Genomic DNA, 19508 nt, shown 5'->3' on the forward strand with positions numbered 1-19508 from the left:
TCATGCTCTGCACATTGGCTTGCACCGGAATGCCAACTCTCTGGGGAGCAAAATCATGACCTACTGGGTCCCATCATGGAATTTTTCGTTTAAACGTGACAAAAAGTTCTGCTATAGTGCAAAAATATAGCCGATTTATGATCAAAAGTCAATGGCCGCTCACTCGTGCCATCAGTAAATTTCTTTCATTTCCCGTTCACGGTCCAAAACCTCGCGCTCCCGGTTCTCCAGCGCTTCCCATCCATCCTGGCTAAGAAGATCCAGCTGCGCCTCCACCAGTGTGCGAAAGCGTGCCCGGTAGATGGAAGCCTGCTTCTTCAGCTCTTCCACTTCCAGCGCGATTTTGCGGGATTTCGCCAAGGCCTCGTTCACGATGCGGTCGGCGTTCTTCTCCGCTTCCTTCACGATCAGCTGCGCTTCCTTCTTGGCGTTGTTCTTCACCTCATCGGCAGCCTCCTGGGCTACGATGATTGTTTTGCTCAACGTCTCTTCGATGTTGGAGAAGTGATCCAGCTTCTCCTGAAGTGTCATCAGCTCGGCGCCGAGCTCTTTGTTCTCACGGATGACAGCCTCGTAATCCTTGATCACCTGATCCAGGAATTCGTTCACCTGATCTTCGTCGTAACCGCGAAGCCGGCGTGCAAACTCCTTATTATGTATATCCAATGGGGATAATGGCATGACGCGCACCTCCTGAAAGATTAGTGTTCTCCGCAGTTCTTCATATCCTGTAATCGTCCAAACGGGGATAGTTGTTAGCATAACCAATTCGACAAAAAGAAATGGATTCCTGCCTTATCATTATACAAATTTGCCGATTATTACACGTTGTCTTCCTTTTTTCGTCAAACCGCCGGTTTCTAATATCTTGAATCGCCCAAATCCCTGAAAAGAAATGACGTCCCCTTCTTTCAGCGGCGTGGCCGGGTTCTCCTCCGCCTTCCAGTTCACGCGGCAGCGGCCCGCCCTGATCGGGGCCAATACCTTGCTGCGGCTGAGCTTGTATACGTCGCTGACGATCGCGTCCAGCCGCAGAGAAGCTACCGTGAACTCTAGCGTTTCAAAGGCGCTTTCTTTCACCTGCAGCTTGTCCAGCGGCAGCAACTCGCTTCGCACCTGCACCCGGTGAACCTGCTGCAGATGCATCGACAGAAAAGGGCCGATATCCGCTGCGGCGACAATATGACACCCGTCATCCAGTACGTGAATATCCCCTATCTTTCCCCGTTTGATCCCGAGAGCCAACACAGCTCCCATATAATCACCGTGCTCCAGTTCCCCGATTTTTTTGTCATCAGAGGATATGGCCAGCACCTTCATGCCCATATCCTCGTCCTCCAGGTAACTGTAATCCGGCGCCACAAGGGCACGCTTGCGTTCCGCCGCTTCGTACCCGCCGTCGAGGCGGATCTGTACGTCATTGCGGCGGGCAGCCAGCGTGCCCAGTATGTAAGCCTGACGAGGGTCCAGAAAATCGGTCAGCTTATGTTCGTGAAATTGTCCTGCCCGCTCTACCCACTCCCAGGCCCGGTCAACAAAGTCCTTCTCGTCCGGGTGGAAATGGGAGTAAATTTCGGTCTGCATGTAAACCTCCTAGACAAAATAGCCGATCAGCGAGACCAGACCGTAAGAAGCCAGATTCAGCACAATCAAGGCCACGATCGGCGAAATGTCGATCATGCCAAAAATCGGCGGGATAAACCGGCGAAACGGAGCCAGATACGGTTCCACCAGCCTGCCCAGCATCTCTCCTATAAAGCTCTCCCGCGCGTTGGGAAGCCAGGAAAGGAGAACGTATACGATAATCATATACTGATAAATTCGCGCAATAAAGAATATGATTGACTCAACCGTCAAAAAGCTCACCTCATTCTGTCAAGTTCTGTTTCACTGTCAGCCAATATTTCCGTGATGGAGCCCTGAATCTCCACTGTATCCGGTGTGCAGAGAAAAATATTGTGGCCGACTTTGGAAATGCCCCCGTTAACGGCATACACCGTGCCGCTCAAAAAATCAATAATGCGGAGAGCCTGATCCTTGCGGATGCGCTGCAGGTTCACGACAACCGAACGATGGGAACGGACATGGTCGGCAATCTCCTGCGCCTCGTCATAAGAGCGGGGCTCATACAGCACGACCTTCACATTTTTCTGGGAATGGATGCTGACCACGTTGTTGACCACATTGTTTGTTCTAGTGTTTTTACGTCTGTCAAAGCTGGGGGTTTCAATTTCTTCTTCCTCTTCGGGCAACTTTTCCCGTTCTACGACTTCTTCCTCCTCCTGCAGACCGAGGAAGTTCATAAATTTATTCATTACACCCATCCTTCATCCTCCTCTTTTCCCACCAGAATGGAACCGAGCCGCAGCCAGGTTGCGCCTTCCTCCACAGCCACTTCAAAGTCATTGGACATGCCCATGGATAATTCCATAAGCGGTTCCGGAGTGAGGGCTTGTCCGTTCAGTTCATCCCGCAGCTCACGCAGACCCCGGAATACCGGACGTGTCAGCTCGGGATCGTCGACATAGGGGGCCATCGTCATCAGCCCGATCACCTGTACATGCTTCAGGCCGGAAATGTCCTTCAGAAATGCAGCAACCTGGCCCGGTTCCAGGCCGTGCTTGCTCTCTTCCCCTGAAATATTGACCTGCAAAAAGGCTTTAACCGTCAAATCGAGGCCCGCCGCCTTCTTCTCCAGTTCCTTGGCAAGAGTGAGGCGGTCCAGAGAGTGTATATACTGGAACTTACCGACAACGTCCTTGACTTTATTCGTCTGCAAATTCCCGATATAATGCCATATTCCGCGGTGTCCAAGCTGCTTCCACTTTTCTTCGGCATGCTGCCAGCGGTTCTCGCCGACATGCAGAAGACCGCTGTCCAATACGGCAGACATTGCGCTCACGGATACATATTTGGTGACAGCAATGATATTAACATCTTCACGAGCCCTTCCGCTGCGCTGACAGGCAGCCTCCACACGCTCATTCACCTTCCGAATCCGATCTCCCAGCGACACGGGAAGATTCACCTCTTTTCCAGTCCGATCCAGCTTGCCATTCTTCCCGTCAATCCTTTTTCCTTACGGTGTGAAAAAAACAAATCGTTATTGCAGCTGGTGCATAACGTTGTACATTCGATATGGGTCGGCAATATTCCTGCTTTCATCATAATCTGTCGGTTGCATTGTTTCAAGTCAAGCATCCATTTTCCCCCGCCAAGCGTGGTGTAAACACTGCCTTCCCACACTTCATTACCCGGCATGCCGGACTCCAAAGCCATGATTTTATCCATCACGGCACCGTCCACCTCGTAGCAGCAGCGTCCGATCGAAGGGCCGATGGCTGCCCGCAAATCCTCTCTCTTTGAGCCGTATTCTTCCACCATCGTCTCTACCATATGCGCACCGATTTCCGCGACAGTTCCCTTCCAGCCTGCATGGGCGAGCCCTACCACCCGCCGGACCGGATCAATGAAATAAAGTGGGACACAGTCCGCATAAAAGGAAGTCAGCAGGACGCCCGGAACGTCCGTCACCAATCCATCCGCATCCTGAATGGCCGATTCACGGTTCAGAAAGCCCCGGCCGCGGTCTTCTTCTCTCACGGCTACGACCCGGCTGCCATGCACCTGCTCTCCGCAGGTCCACGCTTCCGGTTCAAAGCCCAGCCTTCTCGCAATCAGCTCGCGGTTGGCGATTACTGTATCGGGATTTTCTCCCACATGCAGAGCGCAGTTCAGGCTGCTGTAAGGCTGCTTCCCAACACCGCCGCTGCGGCTTGTAAAACCGGCGGTCAAGCCCGGGAATTGCTTCCGCCATGCCTCTATAAACAACAGCCGGGGCACAGGATCCTCTGCGCCCGGCAGTACTTCCATATCCATTGGTTCCAAGACAAACGGTTCAGTCATTGTTCTCACCTCTACAAGCCAGTGTACCAAAATCAGCGCACCGTGTCTCTATCTGCCCATAACCCCCTGAATCTCCCCCCTGTTTTGTAGGCATGCTCCTCCATATGCCATTCCTCTATGTACTCATGCCTTACCAGTATGACGTCAGGTCCGATTTTGACAATGTTGTGCCAAGGAATAACCAGTTCTCTCTTTGGCCGGAAAAATCCGAGCAATCCGCCGGAACCGGGCATGACGATCGCTTCTATGCGGCCCAATCTTGGATCGATCTCCAGATCACATATTTGGCCCAGCCTGCGGCCGTCCAGGATATTAATGACATCCTTGCTCTGGAAATCGGATATTTTGATGCTATACACGCCTTCATCCGGAATATTCATATGATCACATCCTTTACTTACAGCATATGATTTACAAAGCGGAATTTTCCCTGCCGCCCCATCTTGACCAAAAATAAAACGACCCTGCCGGGTCGTTAAAAAGGATCAGTCCTGCGCCTGCGGTGCTAAGACTTTACATGCTTCTGCATTTGTTGAATCGCCGATTTCTCCAGCCTGGATACCTGCGCCTGCGAAATCCCGATTTCGTCAGCAACCTCCATTTGGGTTTTTCCTTCAAAAAACCGCATGGACAATATCATCTTCTCACGCTGCCCAAGCCGCTGCATCGCTTCACGCAGCGCAATTTCCTCGATCCAGGATACGTCCTTGTTCTTATCGTCGCTGATCTGATCCATAACATAGATCGGGTCCCCGCCGTCATGGTAAATGGGCTCAAAGAGAGAAACCGGATCCTGAATGGCGTCAAGCGCGAACACCACATCTTCTTTCGGCACATTAAGCGCTTCGGAAATTTCAAAAATCGTAGGCTCCCGCGAATTGACGGTGGTCAGATTATCTCTGACCTGGAGCGCCTTATACGCGATATCCCGCAGAGAGCGCGATACCCGTATCGGATTGTTATCTCGCAAATACCTGCGGATTTCACCGATGATCATGGGAACCGCATATGTGGAAAATTTTACATTTTGGGACAAGTCGAAATTGTCTATGGCCTTCATCAGTCCGATGCAGCCGACTTGAAACAGATCGTCAACATATTCCCCCCGATTATTGAAACGCTGGATCACGCTCAGTACAAGCCGCAGGTTGCCGTTCACCAGTTTTTCCCTGGCGGAACGTTCGTTGTTTTGCTGCAGAGATGTGAATAATTCCCGCATCTCCGCATTGGTCAAAACCGGCAGCTTGGCGGTATCCACACCGCAAATTTCGACTTTGTTACGGGTCATCGTGTCATAACCTCCCAAGGAGCAACATTAATGTTCATTATCTCCTGGGTCGGACATTTTATTCCTGTCCCCGAACCTCGCGATTGAGGTGCGCCGATGCCGTCAGACCATTTTATTGAATTCCTTCCGCAGCCGCTTGATGATTCTTTTTTCGAGCCGTGATATGTAGGATTGGGATATGCCGAGCAGGTCGGCGACATCCTTCTGCGTTTTTTCCTCCCCATCCTGCAGCCCGAAGCGCAGCTCCATAATGAGCCGTTCACGGTCCGTCAATTTATCCAGAGCTTTGTGAAGCAGCTTGCGGTCCACCTGCTCCTCGATATTGCGGTAGATCGTATCATTCTCTGTTCCGAGCACGTCGGAGAGCAGCAGCTCGTTTCCGTCCCAATCGATATTCAGCGGCTCGTCGAAGGACACCTCTGTCCTTGTTTTGTTATTGCGGCGCAAATACATAAGAATTTCATTTTCGATGCAGCGGGACGCATAGGTGGCAAGCTTGATTTTTTTCTCAGGGTCAAAGGTGTTCACCGCTTTAATCAAACCGATCGCACCAATGGAGACCAGATCCTCGATATTGATGCCTGTGTTTTCGAATTTTCTGGCGATATAGACGACCAGCCGCAGGTTGCGCTCGATCAGCATGGCCCGGATCGCGGCGTCACCTGAAGACAGCTTCTGCAGCAAATATTCCTCTTCTTCCCTGGTCAAGGGCGGAGGAAGGGCTTCGCTGCCTCCAATATAATAGATTTCCTCAGCTTTAAGACCCAACAGAAAAAGAAGCCGGTAATACTGCAGCTGCAATGCAAGTTTCCATTTTACGCGCATGATACTCCTCCTATTAAAAATTCGTTGTCAGGCAGCATTGTCAGGCCGACACATCCGCATTTTGCGACGCTGCCAGCTCAGGGTGGATAACAGCCTGATAACGCCCTTCGGAGGATAATCTCCCTCCGTCCAGACCGATCAGCACACGATGATGACTGAACGTCTGCTCATTCATCGTAACCTTGACCTCATCCGGCTTCACCGCCAGCATAAAGGCCGTGCTCTTGTTGATTCCCCTGTAAGGAACGAGGCGTACGCGATCCCGCCAGGCATACGACTCTTCCATATTCATGACCAGGTTGTCCGCCTCTCCATCCGCCAGATACCTGATCCAATCACGAGGCAAATATTCACTCCAGAGCGAAGCCTCCATCACCATGACCGGCATGCGTGTCAGCGGATCATTCAGCTGATTGCCCGTGTCCAGCAGGCCTGTACACTTGACGCACACTCCTTCGATCCTGACCTCCACTTCACCCGTAAAGCTTGATATCCGCTCAGTGCGCTGCCGGGAAGTCTGCACGGCATAAAAAACAAGCATCGTGACGCCAAATACGCAGAAGATGAACCAAAAGGCCATTTGTGTTTTAAATGACAACCCGCCGGTAGCGGTAAACCATATGCCATTAAACAGTTCTCCCCGCCTCTGCAGCAGATAATGAACACCCAATATCCCCCCTGCCGCCACAAAATTGACCACGTAAAAAGCGCCGGTCGTGCGCAGAAAGGACTGCAGGCCGCCAAATCCGAAGGCTGTCAGCAGCATACAGAGTGACAATGCGAATTTAATCAAAAACGTAAACATGAAGGACAGCTGCGGAACAAACATCATGACAACGTACATTGCGCCAAGGAAGGCGGACAGCAGCAGCCTCCACCATGCCGGGCGCAGCTTCCTCATCCAGGCCGTAACGAGCAGCAGTACCGCGTCAATAAGCAGGTTGGTCAGGAAAATCAAATCGATATAGACAACCATCTTTTTTTCACCCCGCCTAAGCTCCTGGAGGATATGACCAGTATAAAAGGGGGACAGAACAAAGTCTGTCTAACGCTGGAGGGCGCAGCCGGACTTTTTTTGTCGGATTAAGAGGGAGGGCAGCAAAAAAGGCTGCCTCCGCGGCACGAAGCTTGCCGGAGACAACCTGATTTAAAGCGGGTTATATTCGTTGAAGCAGCATCATAACCGCAGGCGGTTACTTGTCTGACATTGCCAGCGCCTGGTCCAAAACGGCCGGACCGTTCGCTCTGCCGTAAGCCATCGTGTCGATGACGTCAACGGGAATGTTGTACGGAGCCGCAATTTCAGTTACAGCATTTTTACGCATACGGACCTGGGGCCCGAGCAGGATCGCAATCACATCATCACTGACGCCTGATAGCTCATCCTTGATCGTGCTTTCGGGAATGGCGATAATGTCGAGTTCGAGAGATCTTGCTTCCGCTTCTTTTTTCATTTTGGATACTAGAATAGAGGTAGACATGCCGGCTGAACAGGCAAGTATAATTTTTTTCATGGTTAACGCCTCCTGGTTTGATTTTTCATGTTCTGTTACTTGTACTCTTCATCCAAATCAACGGTAAGGGAACGGTCGGCGATAACCGACTTGTACCAGTAACCGGATTTTTTCAAATGCCGGCTGCGGCCGTTCTCCAGATTGATTTCGACCAGTCCATAGCGGTTCTTGAACGCATTCATCGGGGACACATTATCCGTAAAGGCCCACAGCATGTACCCTTTGCAGTTGGAGCCATCTTCCACGGCTTTCAGCGTATAGTATAAATGCTCGCCGATGAAGGAGATACGATAATCATCCTGAATGATCTGCTCTTCATTTTTGAACACCGCTTCGTTCTCGATCCCCATTCCATTTTCGGAAATAAACCATTCGATATTGTTATATTCGTTTTTGATGCGCATACCCATATCATAAATGATTTTAGGGTAAATTTCCCATCCGCGCGATTTGTTCATTTTTTTGCCCGGAAGATCAAAATGCTCATAGTAATAAGACGGATGGAAAGGCACGTTTTCATTCCAGGCTTTGGTCTGAGCCTTTACCCGGTGCGGATAATACAGGTTAATGCCCGCGTAATCCACCGTGTTGTTTTTGATGATGGCCAGTTCTTCCGGCGTGTGCTCGAACGTGATGTCATGTTTCTCCATCAGCTGAAACAATTCCTCCGGATATTCACCTTTGATCATAGGGTCCATAAATACCCGGTTGTAAAATAGATCGTACACATGGGCTGCATACTGATCATGCGGCGCGCTTGAACGGGCATACGTTACCTCGGGATTGAGAATGATGCCGATTTTTGCTCCGTTTTCGCCATAACCTTTGTCCTTGAACAATTGCACGCATTTGGCGGTTGCCAGTGTTTTATTGTAATTCCACTGCATCCACTTGCGGGTGTTCTGCTCATAAGGGTAACGCAGGGCGTCCAGATAGACGCGGGTCTGCACGACAATCGGCTCATTAAAGGTAAACCAGTGCTTGACACGGTCGCCATAGCGCTCAAACACCTTTTCCGCATATTTCACGAACAGTTCAACCACATGCTTGGATGACCATCCATCATATTTATCCAGCAAATACGCCGGCAGCTCATAGTGCTCCAGGCAAATCATGGGCTCTACACCGATGGCTATCAACCCGTCAATGACCCGTCCCACGTAATCTGCGTAGGTTTCGTCCACTACCACATTTTCATAGTCTGTTAAAAAACGGGACCAGTTGATTGAGGTACGATAATGCGTCAGTCCAATCTCCTTCATCAGCGCGATATCTTCGCTGTAGCGATTATAGAAGTCGGTCGCTCCGGCCGGACCATAACCGTTATGCCAGACGTGCCGGTCATTGATATACCATTTGTCAAGATAAGAATCCTGCCCTTCCTTCTTGCCGCTCCATCCCTCCGTCTGCCAGGCGGATGAAGCAGCCCCTATGATAAAATCAGCCGGGATGTCCATTGTATGTTTAGCCACCGATGACTCCTCCTTCATTCTGCAATGATTTCTGCTTATCCTTCAGTCCGCCTGTTGGCAATTCTGACGAACGGCAAATAGATTAATATGGCAACAGCAATACATATAAGCTGGGTAACGACCGCCCCTATGCTTCCGCCTGTCGACAGATAAGCATTGATAATCGGCGGTGTGGTCCACGGCACCATGACGACCGCACGGCCCGCAAAACCAAGCAATGTCGAAAAGTAACCGATGGTGCCTGTAATGAGCGGCGTGATGATAAATGGAATAGCCATAATAGGGTTCAGCATGATCGGCAGTCCGAAAATAACCGGCTCATTAATGTTAAACAGCGACGGACCAAAGGACAGCTTGGTAATCTCTTTCATATCCTCGCGTTTGGAGGCGATCAGGATGCAGATTAGCAGCGCCAGCGTAATGCCGGAACCGCCGATGCTCATGTAGACATCCCAGAACGGCATCGTAATAATGTTGGGAATAGGCAGCCCTTGCTCATAAGCCGTCATGTTAACGGTAATGGCTCCAAGCAGCAGCGGCTCGCGAATCGGTTTTACCATCTGATTGCCGTGAATACCGATAACCCAGAAAATTTGCGCAACCAGCATCAAGGTCAGGATTCCCGGTAAGCCTTGCATAACCGTCTCCAGCGGTCTTTGTACTACATTGTAAACGGCATCATATAGGTACAAGCCTGTAAGCTTGTGGAAGAAAAATCCCAGGGCCGAGAAAACGGTTACGGTAATAATCGCAGGAATCAGCGCCGAGAAGGAAACAGCCACATTGGGTGGAACACTTTCCGGCATCTTGATTTTGAGCTTATCCGATTTGCCTAGCTTGCTGTACAGTTCAACAGACAGGATCGACACAAAAATACCGAGGAACAAGCTTTTCGTATCTGTAAACTGACGTGCAATCACATCCGTAACCTGCTGCATGTCGCCGTTCACCATCATTTGAATCGTTGTTGGCGTAACAGCCACGAAGCAGATGACGGCCAGCAGCCCAGGGAAAAAGTTTTTCTCCCCGTTAATTCGCCCCAGCTCCAGACCAATCATGAAAATAGCGAGCACTGTCAGAATGTTTAAGCTGGCATAGTTGATTGCTGTGAAAATCGGCTTGTAATCCGCCAAAAATGCGAACGGGCGAAAATGCGCAAGCCCATTCGTCGGGTCCATCACCATATTGGAGATAAGAACCGCGAAAGCGCCTACAATAATGACAGGCATGAGCGTGATGAAAGCGGATTTGATAGCCATGATATATTTAAAATTGTTAATGGCATTCGCTGCGGATGTGAGGCCATTGACAAGTTTATCCTTGATTCCCATCAGAAAGACCTCCTTCTACGATTTCGACCCCAATTGTTCAATTCGTTCATACAAATCCACAAACTCGGCAGCCATGTCGCGAATGGTAATGGCGTTCATCAAATGATCTTGCGCATGCACCATCATCACGGACATTGTCGTTTTCTCTCCCTCTGCTTCCTTCCGGATCAATCCGGTCTGGATTTTGTGGGAAGATACCAGCTCCGTCTTGGCAGCTGCCAGCGCCTCCCGTGCTTCGGCGAACTTGCCGGCTTTAGCCAGCTCAATGGCTTCCATCGCCGAGCTGCGGGCATTGCCTGCGAACAAAATGATCTGAAACACTATTTCAGTATCATCCAGCATCTCTTCACCAACGGAATTGTTTGTTTCTTTTTCACTCACTTTAATGTTTCCCCCTTCAGAGCAGCCCTGATTTAGCTGCAACCTTTGCTATAGATGTTGGCTGCAAATTTATTATAAATTGCAAACGGTTTCGACTTAACATATGTTTTTTCCGCTTAATAACGGAAATATATTATTGTCATCCATATACAAAAAAGAGGAACATCCCTCTTTAAAGAATCGGGATATTCCTCCAACCATTCTGATCACCGGATTACAGCTCACACATGCCCATGAAGCACTCGCACAAATTCCGAATAGGTTCTACATTTAATGAGCTGCTGAACCAAATTCTCGTTGTTCAAAATCGTAAGCAAAATATTGTACATGCCCTGCACATCCTCCGTTTTGCTGCGCTGCATGCACAACATGCATACAAACTGCACCGGCTTGCCGTCCCAATCTATGGGCTTTTGCAGCGTACAAACAGCCCAGAAGGTCGAATCCGCAAAAGGCTCCATGGGATGGGGGATGGCCACAAAATTGCCGAACGATGTGGAAGACATCGCTTCGCGCTCCAGCACAGACTCCAGGAACGGGCCTTTGACAAGCCCCGCTTCCAGAATCCTGTCCGCTATAAACGCCAGTACTTCCTCCTTGCTATCCATTTTCTGCTGCAGAAAAACGAGCTTCTTCCGCACATAATGGATAGCGGGCAGTCCCGTTTCCGAGATCGCCTGTTCAATCTTGTCGATGTCCCCGCCACCAAGAAATGTATTGACATGGATGATCGGCACCGGCAGCGTTTCGTCTGAAATGGGGATCGTGCTGATTACAAAATCCAGCGTATCCAAGGGCATCTGCTTGAGCTTGTAAAATTCGGTCGTACCAACAATGTCCAGCTTGGAGCCAAATTCCGATTGCAGCTTGTAATAGAGCAATTTGGCGCTTCCTCTACCCGATGCGCAAACGATCAGGCATCTTTTGGGGGTGTTCGTTATTTTTTTTCGCTCGATCGCCGCACCGATGTGAATAGCCAGGTAACCAATCTCGTTTTCTTCAATTTCCATGCCAAGCCGCTGCCTGATCGTTTCACCCGCCAAAACACCTGCCTCAAAGGCAAGCGGATAATTGGCTTTGATCTCATCCAGCATCGGATTGCGCAAATTCATGCCATACTTGAAACGGTTAATGACCGGTTTGAGGTGCAGGCAAAATGTAACAAACAGTTCCTTATCATGGCGTATGCCCAACTGCATCCGTTTTTCTATATTATCCAGTATTTCAACGGTCAGGTCGTATATTTCGCCATCGATCATGCCTTTAATTTCAGTATCGTCCATATTGGCGGCCGCAACGGTTCTTACACCAAGCAAATGCACTGCTATATAGGCAACTTCAGCGAAAGGAAAGGAATGATTCATCTTGCGCTCAAGGCTGGACACAATCTCAGCCGCCACACCAAACTCCCTTTGCCCCTCAATTTTCTTCATTTCTTGCGGATAAAAAGAGACATACCTTTTATCCCGTATCCGTTTGCACGCTATCGCGATATGAATGACGAGATTGTTGAGGGCAATATCTGACAATGTAATATCGTTGGCCTCAATGCGCTCAAGAATCACCTCTCTGATCAGGGCCATTTCCTCATCGGACAGAATGGACGGTGAATGCGTACTCTCGGCGGCATCATCCGCGCGGCTAAAAATATAATCAGACATGCAATACCGCAGCTGTGTCTCACTACCCTTGATTTTAATGCCGTAATGGGGGCGATTCTCCAACGTCAGGCCGTAATGCTTCAGTATTCGCCGCACTTCCCTGATGTCGTTTTGTATCGTCGAGCGGCTTACGAACAAAAGGTCGGCCAGGTCATCAAGCTTGAAATATTCCTCCGTCAGCAGCAGTTTTCGGATCAAAAAACGGTGCCTGCTCTCGGAGGATCCGCTGATCTGTTGCGGCGTGGCCATTTCACTTTCCTTCAACTGCTTCAGCAAGTGCCGGAAACGCTGCTCATCATGGATTTCAAGCTGGTAGCCCGCTCCTTTAAGCGACTTGATCGTAGCTCCGTGTGTGGACAATAATGCGGACAATTCCTTCAGATCCGTCCGAATGGTGCGTGATGACACATTCAACAGCTTGGCTAGGTACTCGCTGTTGACAATTTGTTCTGAAATCAATATGTGAAGAATATGGAAAACCCGCAAACACGAAACTCCTTTCCATGCTAGTCTCAGGCAATCTCCCAATTAAAAAAAGAAATGTCCTGCAAGTAGAATACTACTTGCGGACATTTCTGCTCATTCATGCTAGTCATTGTTGTTGCGGGAACGGTTGCGTAAAAATGTCGGTATATCGAGCTGATCACCGCTTGTCTGATTGCTGAAAGGCCGCAAATTCGGCGAACGTGTCTCGGAAGGCTCCGGATTGCTGACTGTCGGTTTGCGGGCAGGCGCTGGCGCAGCCGCTTTGCCTTCAAAGCCCGTGGCAATTACGGTTACCTTGATCTCCTCCTTCATCTCTTCATCGATGATGGCTCCAAAGATCATGTTCACTTCCGGATCGGAAGCCGATGTTACGATTTCGGCCGCCTCATTGACTTCATAGAGGGAAAGATTGGATCCGCCGGTAATGTTCATAATGACACCGCGGGCGCCTTCGATGGACGTCTCAAGCAGCGGGCTCATAATCGCCTTGCGCGCCGCTTCTGCCGCCCGGTTCTCGCCTGTCGCGTATCCGATGCCCATCAGCGCGGAACCGCGTTCCGTCATGATCGTTTTCACATCCGCAAAGTCGAGGTTAATCAGCCCCGGTACGGCGATCAGGTCGGAAATGCCCTGCACGGCCTGACGCAGCACGTTGTCCGCTTCACGGAACGCTTCGAGCATCGGTGTTTTCTTGTCCACAATTTCAAGCAAGCGGTCATTCGGGATGACAATAAGCGTGTCAACCTTTTCCTTCAGTCCTTCAATGCCCTGCTCGGCGTGGTTTGAGCGTTTGCGTCCTTCAAAGGTAAACGGCCGCGTAACGACACCTACCGTAAGAGCGCCGCATTCCTTGGCGATTTCAGCGATTACAGGAGCTGCTCCCGTACCTGTGCCTCCACCCATGCCGGCGGTTACAAACACCATGTCCGCCCCTTTAAGGGTATTCATGATCAATTCACGGGATTCCTCTGCGGCTTTCTTCCCCACATCCGGGTTTGCGCCCGCACCAAGACCTCTGGTCAATTTGTCGCCAATCTGGAGCTTGTGCTCCGATTTGGCAAGATGAAGAGCTTGGGCGTCCGTGTTGACCGTAATGAATTCAACCCCCTGAACGCCGTTTTCAATCATTCGGTTTACGGCGTTGCTTCCGCCGCCGCCTACCCCGATTACTTTAATTTGAGCCAAACTCTCCATTTCAAAATCAAATTCCAACATACTATTCCAACTCCCCCTCAATGTGCATGGATGGCCCGTCCATGATAGGCATAATTAGCTTTCAACCGTTATATAAACTCGCTGAACATATTCTTCAGGCGTTCGATCAATCCCGGTTTCTGCTCACTTTCCGGAGCGGGGCTGCTGCTTTTCGTGCGGTTGGCCGGCTTTTTCACATTGCTGCTGCTTCCGCTTGCGCTACGCAAACGGAAATTGCGGATAGCGTTATGCAAAATGCCCACGCCGCTGGTGTAGCCGGGATCCCTTACGCCAATAAAATCAGGCACGGCGATCCGGACCGATGCAGCAAGCTCGTGCTGAGCCACCTCGAGAACTCCAGGCATAGCAACGGTGCCTCCGGTAAGTATATAACCCCCGGGGAGCCCCGTGTAACCAAGACGCTTAACCTCAGCCTGAACAAGCTGAAATATTTCCTGCACTCTCGGCTCGATAATGGCAGCCAAGTCCTGCTGGTTGAACTCCTTGTCCACATTGCTGCCGATGCGTGTCACCTTAAATACAACATCGGCTGCCGCATCATTATACCATGCGCATCCGTATTTAAGCTTGACTTTTTCCGCTTGATCCGTCAGCGTTCTCAGGCCATAGGCAATGTCATTGGTTACAAACTCGCCGCCGATGGGCAGAGTTGAGGTGGCGACGATACTGCCTTCCTCAAACACCGCTATCGTCGTGGAACCCGCTCCGATATCCACAAGCACCGAACCCATCGTTTTCTCATCCTTGGATAAAGAAAGCTGTCCGGCACCGAGGGGAAGAAGCACCAGGTCCTTAATCCGCAGACCGCTTTTTTCCACACACCGGAGCAGGTTATGTATTGGCGTTTTGGCTCCGGTAACAATGGTTGCTTCCACCTCAAGCCGGACTCCGATCATTCCGCGCGGATCCTGAATTCCTTCCAGTCCGTCGACCACATATTGCTTGGCGACCACATCGATAATTTCTCTTTCCGGCGGTACTGCGATGACTTCGGCTGCCTTCAGCACACGTTCGATATCCTCTTCACCGATCTCGCGGTCCTCATTCGATACAGCCACAACTCCGTGGCTCGTCTGCAAGCCGATATGATTGCCGGTAATTCCGACATACACCTCGGATATTTGAATACCAACCATACGCTCGGCATGATCCACGGCGTTCCGGATCGATTGTACGGTCTGATCGATATCTACGATAGCACCTTTGCGAATACCTTCCGAGTCGGCAGTTCCAACCCCAATAATATTAAAGGTTCCATTATTCATTTCCCCGATAATGGCACGAACTTTGGACGTACCGATGTCCAAACTAACAATGATGTCATTGCCGCTCAATTCTGTGGCACCTCCCAACTCCAATATAATTTCGTTCATAAACACGCACTTCTAAAACTAATTCAACACGTTAATATTTATCCCTCTTTTTTCTACAAATTTTTTATGTTCCAACTTCTGGATTGCCAATAAAAATTTGAAGAAAAAAGAAGGAGCGCGATGCATTGTACATAAAATGTATTTTAGCATTTTTCCAGTTCACTGAGTAGTGTCATTTTCCGCTGAACCGCTCTCTTCTTCGGGCTTGAAGGCCACATAGGTGTCAGCCTCAAACATGCTGACCAGTCCCGGCTGCTCCGTTTCCAAAACCTGATTGAGGTAGCTGATTTTTTCAGACAGCAGCGAAACCGAGGTCAGCACCTGGAACTGGGATCGTGTATACATCTTGATCCGGTCCGGGAAGGATGGCGACGGATCAGGAATGATCTCTGAAATGTCGGCTGTCCACTCACCAGGGATATTCGACAAAATCTTACAAAGCTCGGCTTTATACGGATCATCGGGCTTCCAGTTCGTTAAAATGGGCTTCTCCACGGCAATGCCGCTGCTGGAAACTCCAACGCTTGTCCCGTTGGACAAAATGGCTATCAGATTGCCATCCGTACCTACCTCATAGGCAACTGTATCATATTCTTTAATATTAATGCTAATAATACCTGGAAACTGCTTGTCCACAGTGACTGATTCAATCGACTTGATTTCTTTCAGACGCTTCTCGACTTCCTCCTGGCTGGCTCCGAAAAATTGACCTCCGACGTGAAGGCCGCTTTGCTTCAGAAGCTCCTCCTGCGAAGTGAACAGGCTGCCCTTGAAGTCGATTTCCGTAATCCTGCTCAGGGAAGAGCGAAAGAATAATACGGCAAGCAGAACAATGAACAGGAGAACCAGAATCCATATAATTTTACGGCTTGTCTTCATTTTAGGTCTGGTTTCCCGAAGTACAGGAATTTTGGCTTGTGGCATCATTACTCTCCAATAAATGCCTCCCGTCCCCTCGAATGAGGAGGGGACGCTGCAGGCGTTTAATTTGCAAAATCAAGCTGTTCCGGTACAGGGGACTGCCGGTGCATCCGGGCGCCGAGGTGCTGAAAAAGGCGTTCGATCCGGTCGTAGCCCCTGTCGATATGATGAACCTGCTCCACCGTTGTCCGTCCTTTGGCTGCCAGTCCGGCTATAACCAGCGCGGCTCCCGCCCGCAGATCCGTGGCTTCAACCGACGCGCCGTACAGGCGGGGAACGCCCCGGATAAATGCCACATTCATATCTACGGAAATGTCGGCACCCATAACGTTCAGCTCATCGACATGCTTAAACCTGCTTTCAAAAACGGTCTCTTTCATAACGCTGAATCCATCCGCCAAAGACAGCAGCACCATGACCTGGGACTGCAAATCTGTTGGGAAGGACGGGTATGGCGACGTAATGATCCGGTCCACCGCCTTGGGGCGGGACATGCAGCTTACGTTCATTATATCATTGGAAGCGCTGATTTGAACACCGGCACGGCGGAGCACATGAATCAGTGATGACAAATGGGACGGGCAGCAGCGGGACAGCGTAACACTGCCGCGTGTAGCGGCGGCAGCAATCATTACCGTGCCTGCCACGATCCGGTCAGGGATAATTTCATAGCTGCAAGGGAATAGACGATTCACACCGGTGATGGTTATGGTATCGGTCCCCGCCCCTATGATGGACGCGCCCATCGCATTGAGAAAATTTTGCAAATCCTGAATTTCCGGCTCGCGTGCAGCGTTGATGATTGTGGTTCTGCCTTCAGCCAGCACGGCGGCCATCATAATATTTTCGGTGGCCCCCACGCTCGGAAAATCCAGATGGATATCCGTTCCGGTCAGCTTGCGGGCCCTGCACGTCATTTTTTCATATTGCTCCTCAATCTCGGCACCCAGCGCCTTCAATCCCTCCAGGTGCATATCAATCTTCCGTTCTCCGATGGCACAGCCGCCCGGCTGATAGACCGTCACCTCTCCACAGCGTCCGAGCAGCGGCCCCATCAGAAAAACGGATGACCGCATTTGTTTCATCAGATCTTCCGGTATATCCGTTGAAAGCAAATTCGACGAATCGACAGTCACGGTATCCTGCTCGTGCCGTGTGCTGCAGCCCAGCCCCTCCAGAATGCCGAGCATCACCTTGATGTCAAGCAGATGAGGCACGTTGCGAATCTGAACTTCCCCATTCGCGAGCAGGCTTGCCGCAAGTATGGGCAAGGCCGCGTTTTTCGCTCCATGGATCGGTATGGTGCCAGACAGGGGATTCCCGCCTTCAATCACCAATTTATCCAATGTATCACCTCCGAGTTTACCGCTCACCCACCACGAAAACCTCCGGAACGAGCTGAATGCCGGATTGAGATGATATAGTGCTCTGAATATGCTGCATCAGGGTAAGCACGTCCTCTGCTGTGGCTTGCCCGGTGTCTCCAGTACAACCTCAGCGGACTGGAATATTTTCGACACATCAGACCCATGTGCGCCGGCGTTCATGTATGCGGCTCCGCCCACCGTCCCTGGAATGCCTCCCGCGAATTCCAGACCGGACAGCCCCTGCTCGCCTGCCAGAACGCATAGTTTGACTAAGGACAGCCCGGCTCCCCCGATCGCGGTTTCGCCCTTGAACCGGACATAGTCATCCCCTTCGGCCCAGCTTCACAACAATCCCGCGGATACCCTTGCCTGCAACAAGCATATTGGATCCCCTGCCAAGCTGCATCCAGGGCACTTCATGCTCACGGATAAAGCGCATCAGCCGCTGCCTTACAGGAGGGCATAAACTATCAGTTCATATATCGTCACTGAAAGCGAATGCCATTAATAATACAGCATGCGGATACGAATAACACCGGATTTCTCCGCTAGGCGGTCGTTGTGCCTGAACAACCGGCTCCCCGAGTGATGGTCTAAAGATACGGTATCTTATGTCAGGATGACTCCGAAGGTGACAATCGCCCATGGGCTGACTCTTTATCTGCTGCCGGCCAATCTCCTGATTTCCCGAAGGAACACCTCCGCCGAATCAGGCTTGCCAAGCCGAGTCGAAGCAGCCGACATGCTTTCTCTTACTCCGGTATCTTTCATGATTTGCGAAATAGAATTAAAGAGGGTCTGTCCGCTCAGACTCTTCTCCAGAATCATAACGGCCGCCCCGGCCTGCTCCAGCGTTCTGGCATTGGCCTCCTGATGGTTATTGGTCACATTCGGTGACGGAATCAACACAGAAGGGATTCCGAGAGAATTAATCTCCGCCAGGAAAGACGCCCCAGCTCTGTTCACGATCAAGGAAGTGCATGCAAGCACTTCAGGCATATTGTGCACGTAAGGAAGCACATGAAGGCTGTCCGGCAGCGAGCCGACCTTTGCTCGAATCTCATCGACCGTGCTGTCGAAGTAGCCTTCCCCGGTAACATATACAAAATGGACGCCCGGCAGGGATGAAAGTTGCGGTGCCATTTCAATCATCGCCTGATTGATCGCTTTGGCCCCCCTGCTTCCGCCTACCACCAGGACGATGGTGCTATCCTTCGGAAGTCCCAGACTTGCAAACCCGCGGTTGCGGTCGGCCTTCCGTACTGTAGTCGCCCGGGGATTGCCTGTGTAGAGGACATTGCGCGCTTTGGGAAACGCGGCCTCAGCCCCCTCAAAGCTGACGGCAACCGTATCGGCGTAACGGCTCAGAAAGGAGTTCGTCAATCCGGGAATGGCATTTTGTTCATGAATAATGGTCGGGATTCCGAGCCTGGAAGCGGCATACACTACAGGACCGCAAACATATCCACCCGTTCCGACCACTACATCGGGTTTAAACTGCTTAAGCAGGGCCTTGGAGGTGCGCACACCCTGCAGAAAACGAATAACCGTCTTTACGTTTTCAAGAGATAAACTCCGCCGAAAACCAGTAATGTCAATGGATTCGAAGGGAAGGTTCTCCTGTGGAACCAGCTTGCTTTCCAATCCCCTCTTGCCTCCGATATATAAAAATGCGGCGTCCGGGTCTTCCGCCTCACACTGCCGGGCAACGGCGACGGCCGGATAGATATGTCCGCCTGTCCCGCCCCCGCTTAATACGACGCGCATA

General features: G+C 50.8%; 21 protein-coding genes, 1 pseudogene and 1 other annotated feature (1 of these 23 running past the window's edge). All 22 genes and pseudogenes read right to left on the minus strand.

Annotated elements, in window-relative coordinates; genetic code table 11:
• Window positions 1–86, minus strand: a binding site (T-box leader) (it extends 189 nt beyond the left edge of the window).
• Between the two features lie 85 nt (window positions 87–171).
• A complete protein-coding gene (locus ACI1P2_RS21925) occupies window positions 172–681 on the minus strand; it encodes a DivIVA domain-containing protein (RefSeq protein WP_355322630.1) in 510 nt (169 codons plus the stop codon).
• Between the two features lie 120 nt (window positions 682–801).
• Window positions 802–1584 carry a YlmH family RNA-binding protein gene (locus tag ACI1P2_RS21930; protein ID WP_355322632.1) on the minus strand — a complete coding sequence of 261 codons (783 nt, stop codon included), beginning with the start codon at window positions 1582–1584 and terminating at the stop codon, window positions 802–804.
• A 9-nt stretch (window positions 1585–1593) separates the two neighbouring features.
• Complete coding sequence (locus ACI1P2_RS21935; RefSeq protein ID WP_355322634.1) at window positions 1594–1857, minus strand: YggT family protein; 264 nt, start codon at window positions 1855–1857, stop codon at window positions 1594–1596.
• Window positions 1858–1862: 5 nt separating this feature from the next.
• Entirely contained in the window at window positions 1863–2324 is a 462-nt protein-coding gene (locus ACI1P2_RS21940) for a cell division protein SepF (RefSeq protein ID WP_355322636.1), read from the minus strand.
• Window positions 2315–3016: a YggS family pyridoxal phosphate-dependent enzyme gene (locus tag ACI1P2_RS21945; RefSeq protein WP_355322799.1), complete on the minus strand. Its 702-nt coding sequence runs from the start codon at window positions 3014–3016 to the stop codon at window positions 2315–2317. Before ACI1P2_RS21945 ends, ACI1P2_RS21940 begins: the two co-directional genes overlap by 10 nt.
• 8 nt (window positions 3017–3024) lie before the next feature.
• On the minus strand, window positions 3025–3873 hold the full coding sequence (pgeF, locus tag ACI1P2_RS21950) for a peptidoglycan editing factor PgeF (RefSeq protein WP_408976303.1): 849 nt from the start codon (window positions 3871–3873) through the stop codon (window positions 3025–3027).
• A gap of 65 nt (window positions 3874–3938) precedes the next feature.
• On the minus strand, window positions 3939–4286 hold the full coding sequence (locus ACI1P2_RS21955; protein ID WP_355322640.1) for a YlmC/YmxH family sporulation protein: 348 nt from the start codon (window positions 4284–4286) through the stop codon (window positions 3939–3941).
• 125 nt (window positions 4287–4411) lie between these two features.
• On the minus strand, window positions 4412–5194 hold the full coding sequence (sigG, locus tag ACI1P2_RS21960; RefSeq protein ID WP_355322642.1) for an RNA polymerase sporulation sigma factor SigG: 783 nt from the start codon (window positions 5192–5194) through the stop codon (window positions 4412–4414).
• Window positions 5195–5296: 102 nt separating this feature from the next.
• Window positions 5297–6019, minus strand: coding sequence for an RNA polymerase sporulation sigma factor SigE (gene sigE, locus ACI1P2_RS21965; protein ID WP_355322644.1), 723 nt, complete (start codon window positions 6017–6019; stop codon window positions 5297–5299).
• Window positions 6020–6059: 40 nt separating this feature from the next.
• On the minus strand, window positions 6060–6995 hold the full coding sequence (gene spoIIGA / locus ACI1P2_RS21970; RefSeq protein ID WP_355322646.1) for a sigma-E processing peptidase SpoIIGA: 936 nt from the start codon (window positions 6993–6995) through the stop codon (window positions 6060–6062).
• A 217-nt stretch (window positions 6996–7212) separates the two neighbouring features.
• Window positions 7213–7533, minus strand: coding sequence for a PTS sugar transporter subunit IIB (locus tag ACI1P2_RS21975; RefSeq protein ID WP_355322648.1), 321 nt, complete (start codon window positions 7531–7533; stop codon window positions 7213–7215).
• Between the two features lie 35 nt (window positions 7534–7568).
• Window positions 7569–9005: a glycoside hydrolase family 1 protein gene (locus tag ACI1P2_RS21980; protein WP_355322650.1), complete on the minus strand. Its 1437-nt coding sequence runs from the start codon at window positions 9003–9005 to the stop codon at window positions 7569–7571.
• Between the two features lie 35 nt (window positions 9006–9040).
• Window positions 9041–10336: a PTS sugar transporter subunit IIC gene (locus tag ACI1P2_RS21985; RefSeq protein WP_355322652.1), complete on the minus strand. Its 1296-nt coding sequence runs from the start codon at window positions 10334–10336 to the stop codon at window positions 9041–9043.
• A 15-nt stretch (window positions 10337–10351) separates the two neighbouring features.
• A complete protein-coding gene (locus tag ACI1P2_RS21990) occupies window positions 10352–10678 on the minus strand; it encodes a PTS lactose/cellobiose transporter subunit IIA (RefSeq protein WP_355322801.1) in 327 nt (108 codons plus the stop codon).
• 260 nt (window positions 10679–10938) lie between these two features.
• Window positions 10939–12864, minus strand: coding sequence for a BglG family transcription antiterminator (locus ACI1P2_RS21995; protein WP_355322654.1), 1926 nt, complete (start codon window positions 12862–12864; stop codon window positions 10939–10941).
• A 102-nt stretch (window positions 12865–12966) separates the two neighbouring features.
• On the minus strand, window positions 12967–14079 hold the full coding sequence (ftsZ, locus tag ACI1P2_RS22000) for a cell division protein FtsZ (protein ID WP_355322656.1): 1113 nt from the start codon (window positions 14077–14079) through the stop codon (window positions 12967–12969).
• Window positions 14080–14147: 68 nt separating this feature from the next.
• Window positions 14148–15413, minus strand: a complete 1266-nt coding sequence (ftsA, locus tag ACI1P2_RS22005; RefSeq protein WP_355322803.1) for a cell division protein FtsA — start codon at window positions 15411–15413, stop codon at window positions 14148–14150.
• A gap of 198 nt (window positions 15414–15611) precedes the next feature.
• Window positions 15612–16376, minus strand: coding sequence for a cell division protein FtsQ/DivIB (locus ACI1P2_RS22010; protein WP_355322658.1), 765 nt, complete (start codon window positions 16374–16376; stop codon window positions 15612–15614).
• Between the two features lie 59 nt (window positions 16377–16435).
• Window positions 16436–17746, minus strand: a complete 1311-nt coding sequence (murA, locus tag ACI1P2_RS22015) for a UDP-N-acetylglucosamine 1-carboxyvinyltransferase (RefSeq protein WP_355322660.1) — start codon at window positions 17744–17746, stop codon at window positions 16436–16438.
• Entirely contained in the window at window positions 17736–17816 is an 81-nt protein-coding gene (locus tag ACI1P2_RS22020) for a hypothetical protein (RefSeq protein ID WP_408976304.1), read from the minus strand. The genes murA and ACI1P2_RS22020 overlap by 11 nt, the downstream gene beginning before the upstream one ends.
• A 35-nt stretch (window positions 17817–17851) precedes the next feature.
• Window positions 17852–18161, minus strand: a pseudogene (locus ACI1P2_RS22025) (FAD-binding protein); the annotation flags it as partial.
• Between the two features lie 236 nt (window positions 18162–18397).
• Window positions 18398–19507: an undecaprenyldiphospho-muramoylpentapeptide beta-N-acetylglucosaminyltransferase gene (gene murG / locus ACI1P2_RS22030; RefSeq protein ID WP_355322662.1), complete on the minus strand. Its 1110-nt coding sequence runs from the start codon at window positions 19505–19507 to the stop codon at window positions 18398–18400.
• Window position 19508: the final 1 nt, after the last annotated feature.

The organism is Paenibacillus jiangxiensis, from assembly GCF_046098255.1.
GTDB classification, from domain to species: Bacteria; Bacillota; Bacilli; order Paenibacillales; family Paenibacillaceae; genus Paenibacillus; species Paenibacillus jiagnxiensis.

What these genes read in the sequence shown, in the direction of transcription:
- ACI1P2_RS21940 (WP_355322636.1), bottom strand. Translation starts at nt 2,324, where the DNA reads ATGGGTGTAATGAATAAATTTATGAACTTCCTCGGTCTGCAGGAGGAG.
- ACI1P2_RS21985 (WP_355322652.1), bottom strand. Translation starts at nt 10,336, where the DNA reads ATGGGAATCAAGGATAAACTTGTCAATGGCCTCACATCCGCAGCGAAT.
- ACI1P2_RS21930 (WP_355322632.1), bottom strand. Translation starts at nt 1,584, where the DNA reads ATGCAGACCGAAATTTACTCCCATTTCCACCCGGACGAGAAGGACTTT.
- ACI1P2_RS22020 (WP_408976304.1), bottom strand. Translation starts at nt 17,816, where the DNA reads ATGCAGCATATTCAGAGCACTATATCATCTCAATCCGGCATTCAGCTC.
- sigG (WP_355322642.1), bottom strand. Translation starts at nt 5,194, where the DNA reads ATGACCCGTAACAAAGTCGAAATTTGCGGTGTGGATACCGCCAAGCTG.
- ACI1P2_RS22010 (WP_355322658.1), bottom strand. Translation starts at nt 16,376, where the DNA reads ATGCCACAAGCCAAAATTCCTGTACTTCGGGAAACCAGACCTAAAATG.
- ACI1P2_RS21955 (WP_355322640.1), bottom strand. Translation starts at nt 4,286, where the DNA reads ATGAATATTCCGGATGAAGGCGTGTATAGCATCAAAATATCCGATTTC.
- sigE (WP_355322644.1), bottom strand. Translation starts at nt 6,019, where the DNA reads ATGCGCGTAAAATGGAAACTTGCATTGCAGCTGCAGTATTACCGGCTT.
- spoIIGA (WP_355322646.1), bottom strand. Translation starts at nt 6,995, where the DNA reads ATGGTTGTCTATATCGATTTGATTTTCCTGACCAACCTGCTTATTGAC.
- ACI1P2_RS21990 (WP_355322801.1), bottom strand. Translation starts at nt 10,678, where the DNA reads ATGCTGGATGATACTGAAATAGTGTTTCAGATCATTTTGTTCGCAGGC.
- murG (WP_355322662.1), bottom strand. Translation starts at nt 19,507, where the DNA reads ATGCGCGTCGTATTAAGCGGGGGCGGGACAGGCGGACATATCTATCCG.
- pgeF (WP_408976303.1), bottom strand. Translation starts at nt 3,873, where the DNA reads ATGGAAGTACTGCCGGGCGCAGAGGATCCTGTGCCCCGGCTGTTGTTT.
- ACI1P2_RS21925 (WP_355322630.1), bottom strand. Translation starts at nt 681, where the DNA reads ATGCCATTATCCCCATTGGATATACATAATAAGGAGTTTGCACGCCGG.
- ftsZ (WP_355322656.1), bottom strand. Translation starts at nt 14,079, where the DNA reads ATGTTGGAATTTGATTTTGAAATGGAGAGTTTGGCTCAAATTAAAGTA.
- ACI1P2_RS21975 (WP_355322648.1), bottom strand. Translation starts at nt 7,533, where the DNA reads ATGAAAAAAATTATACTTGCCTGTTCAGCCGGCATGTCTACCTCTATT.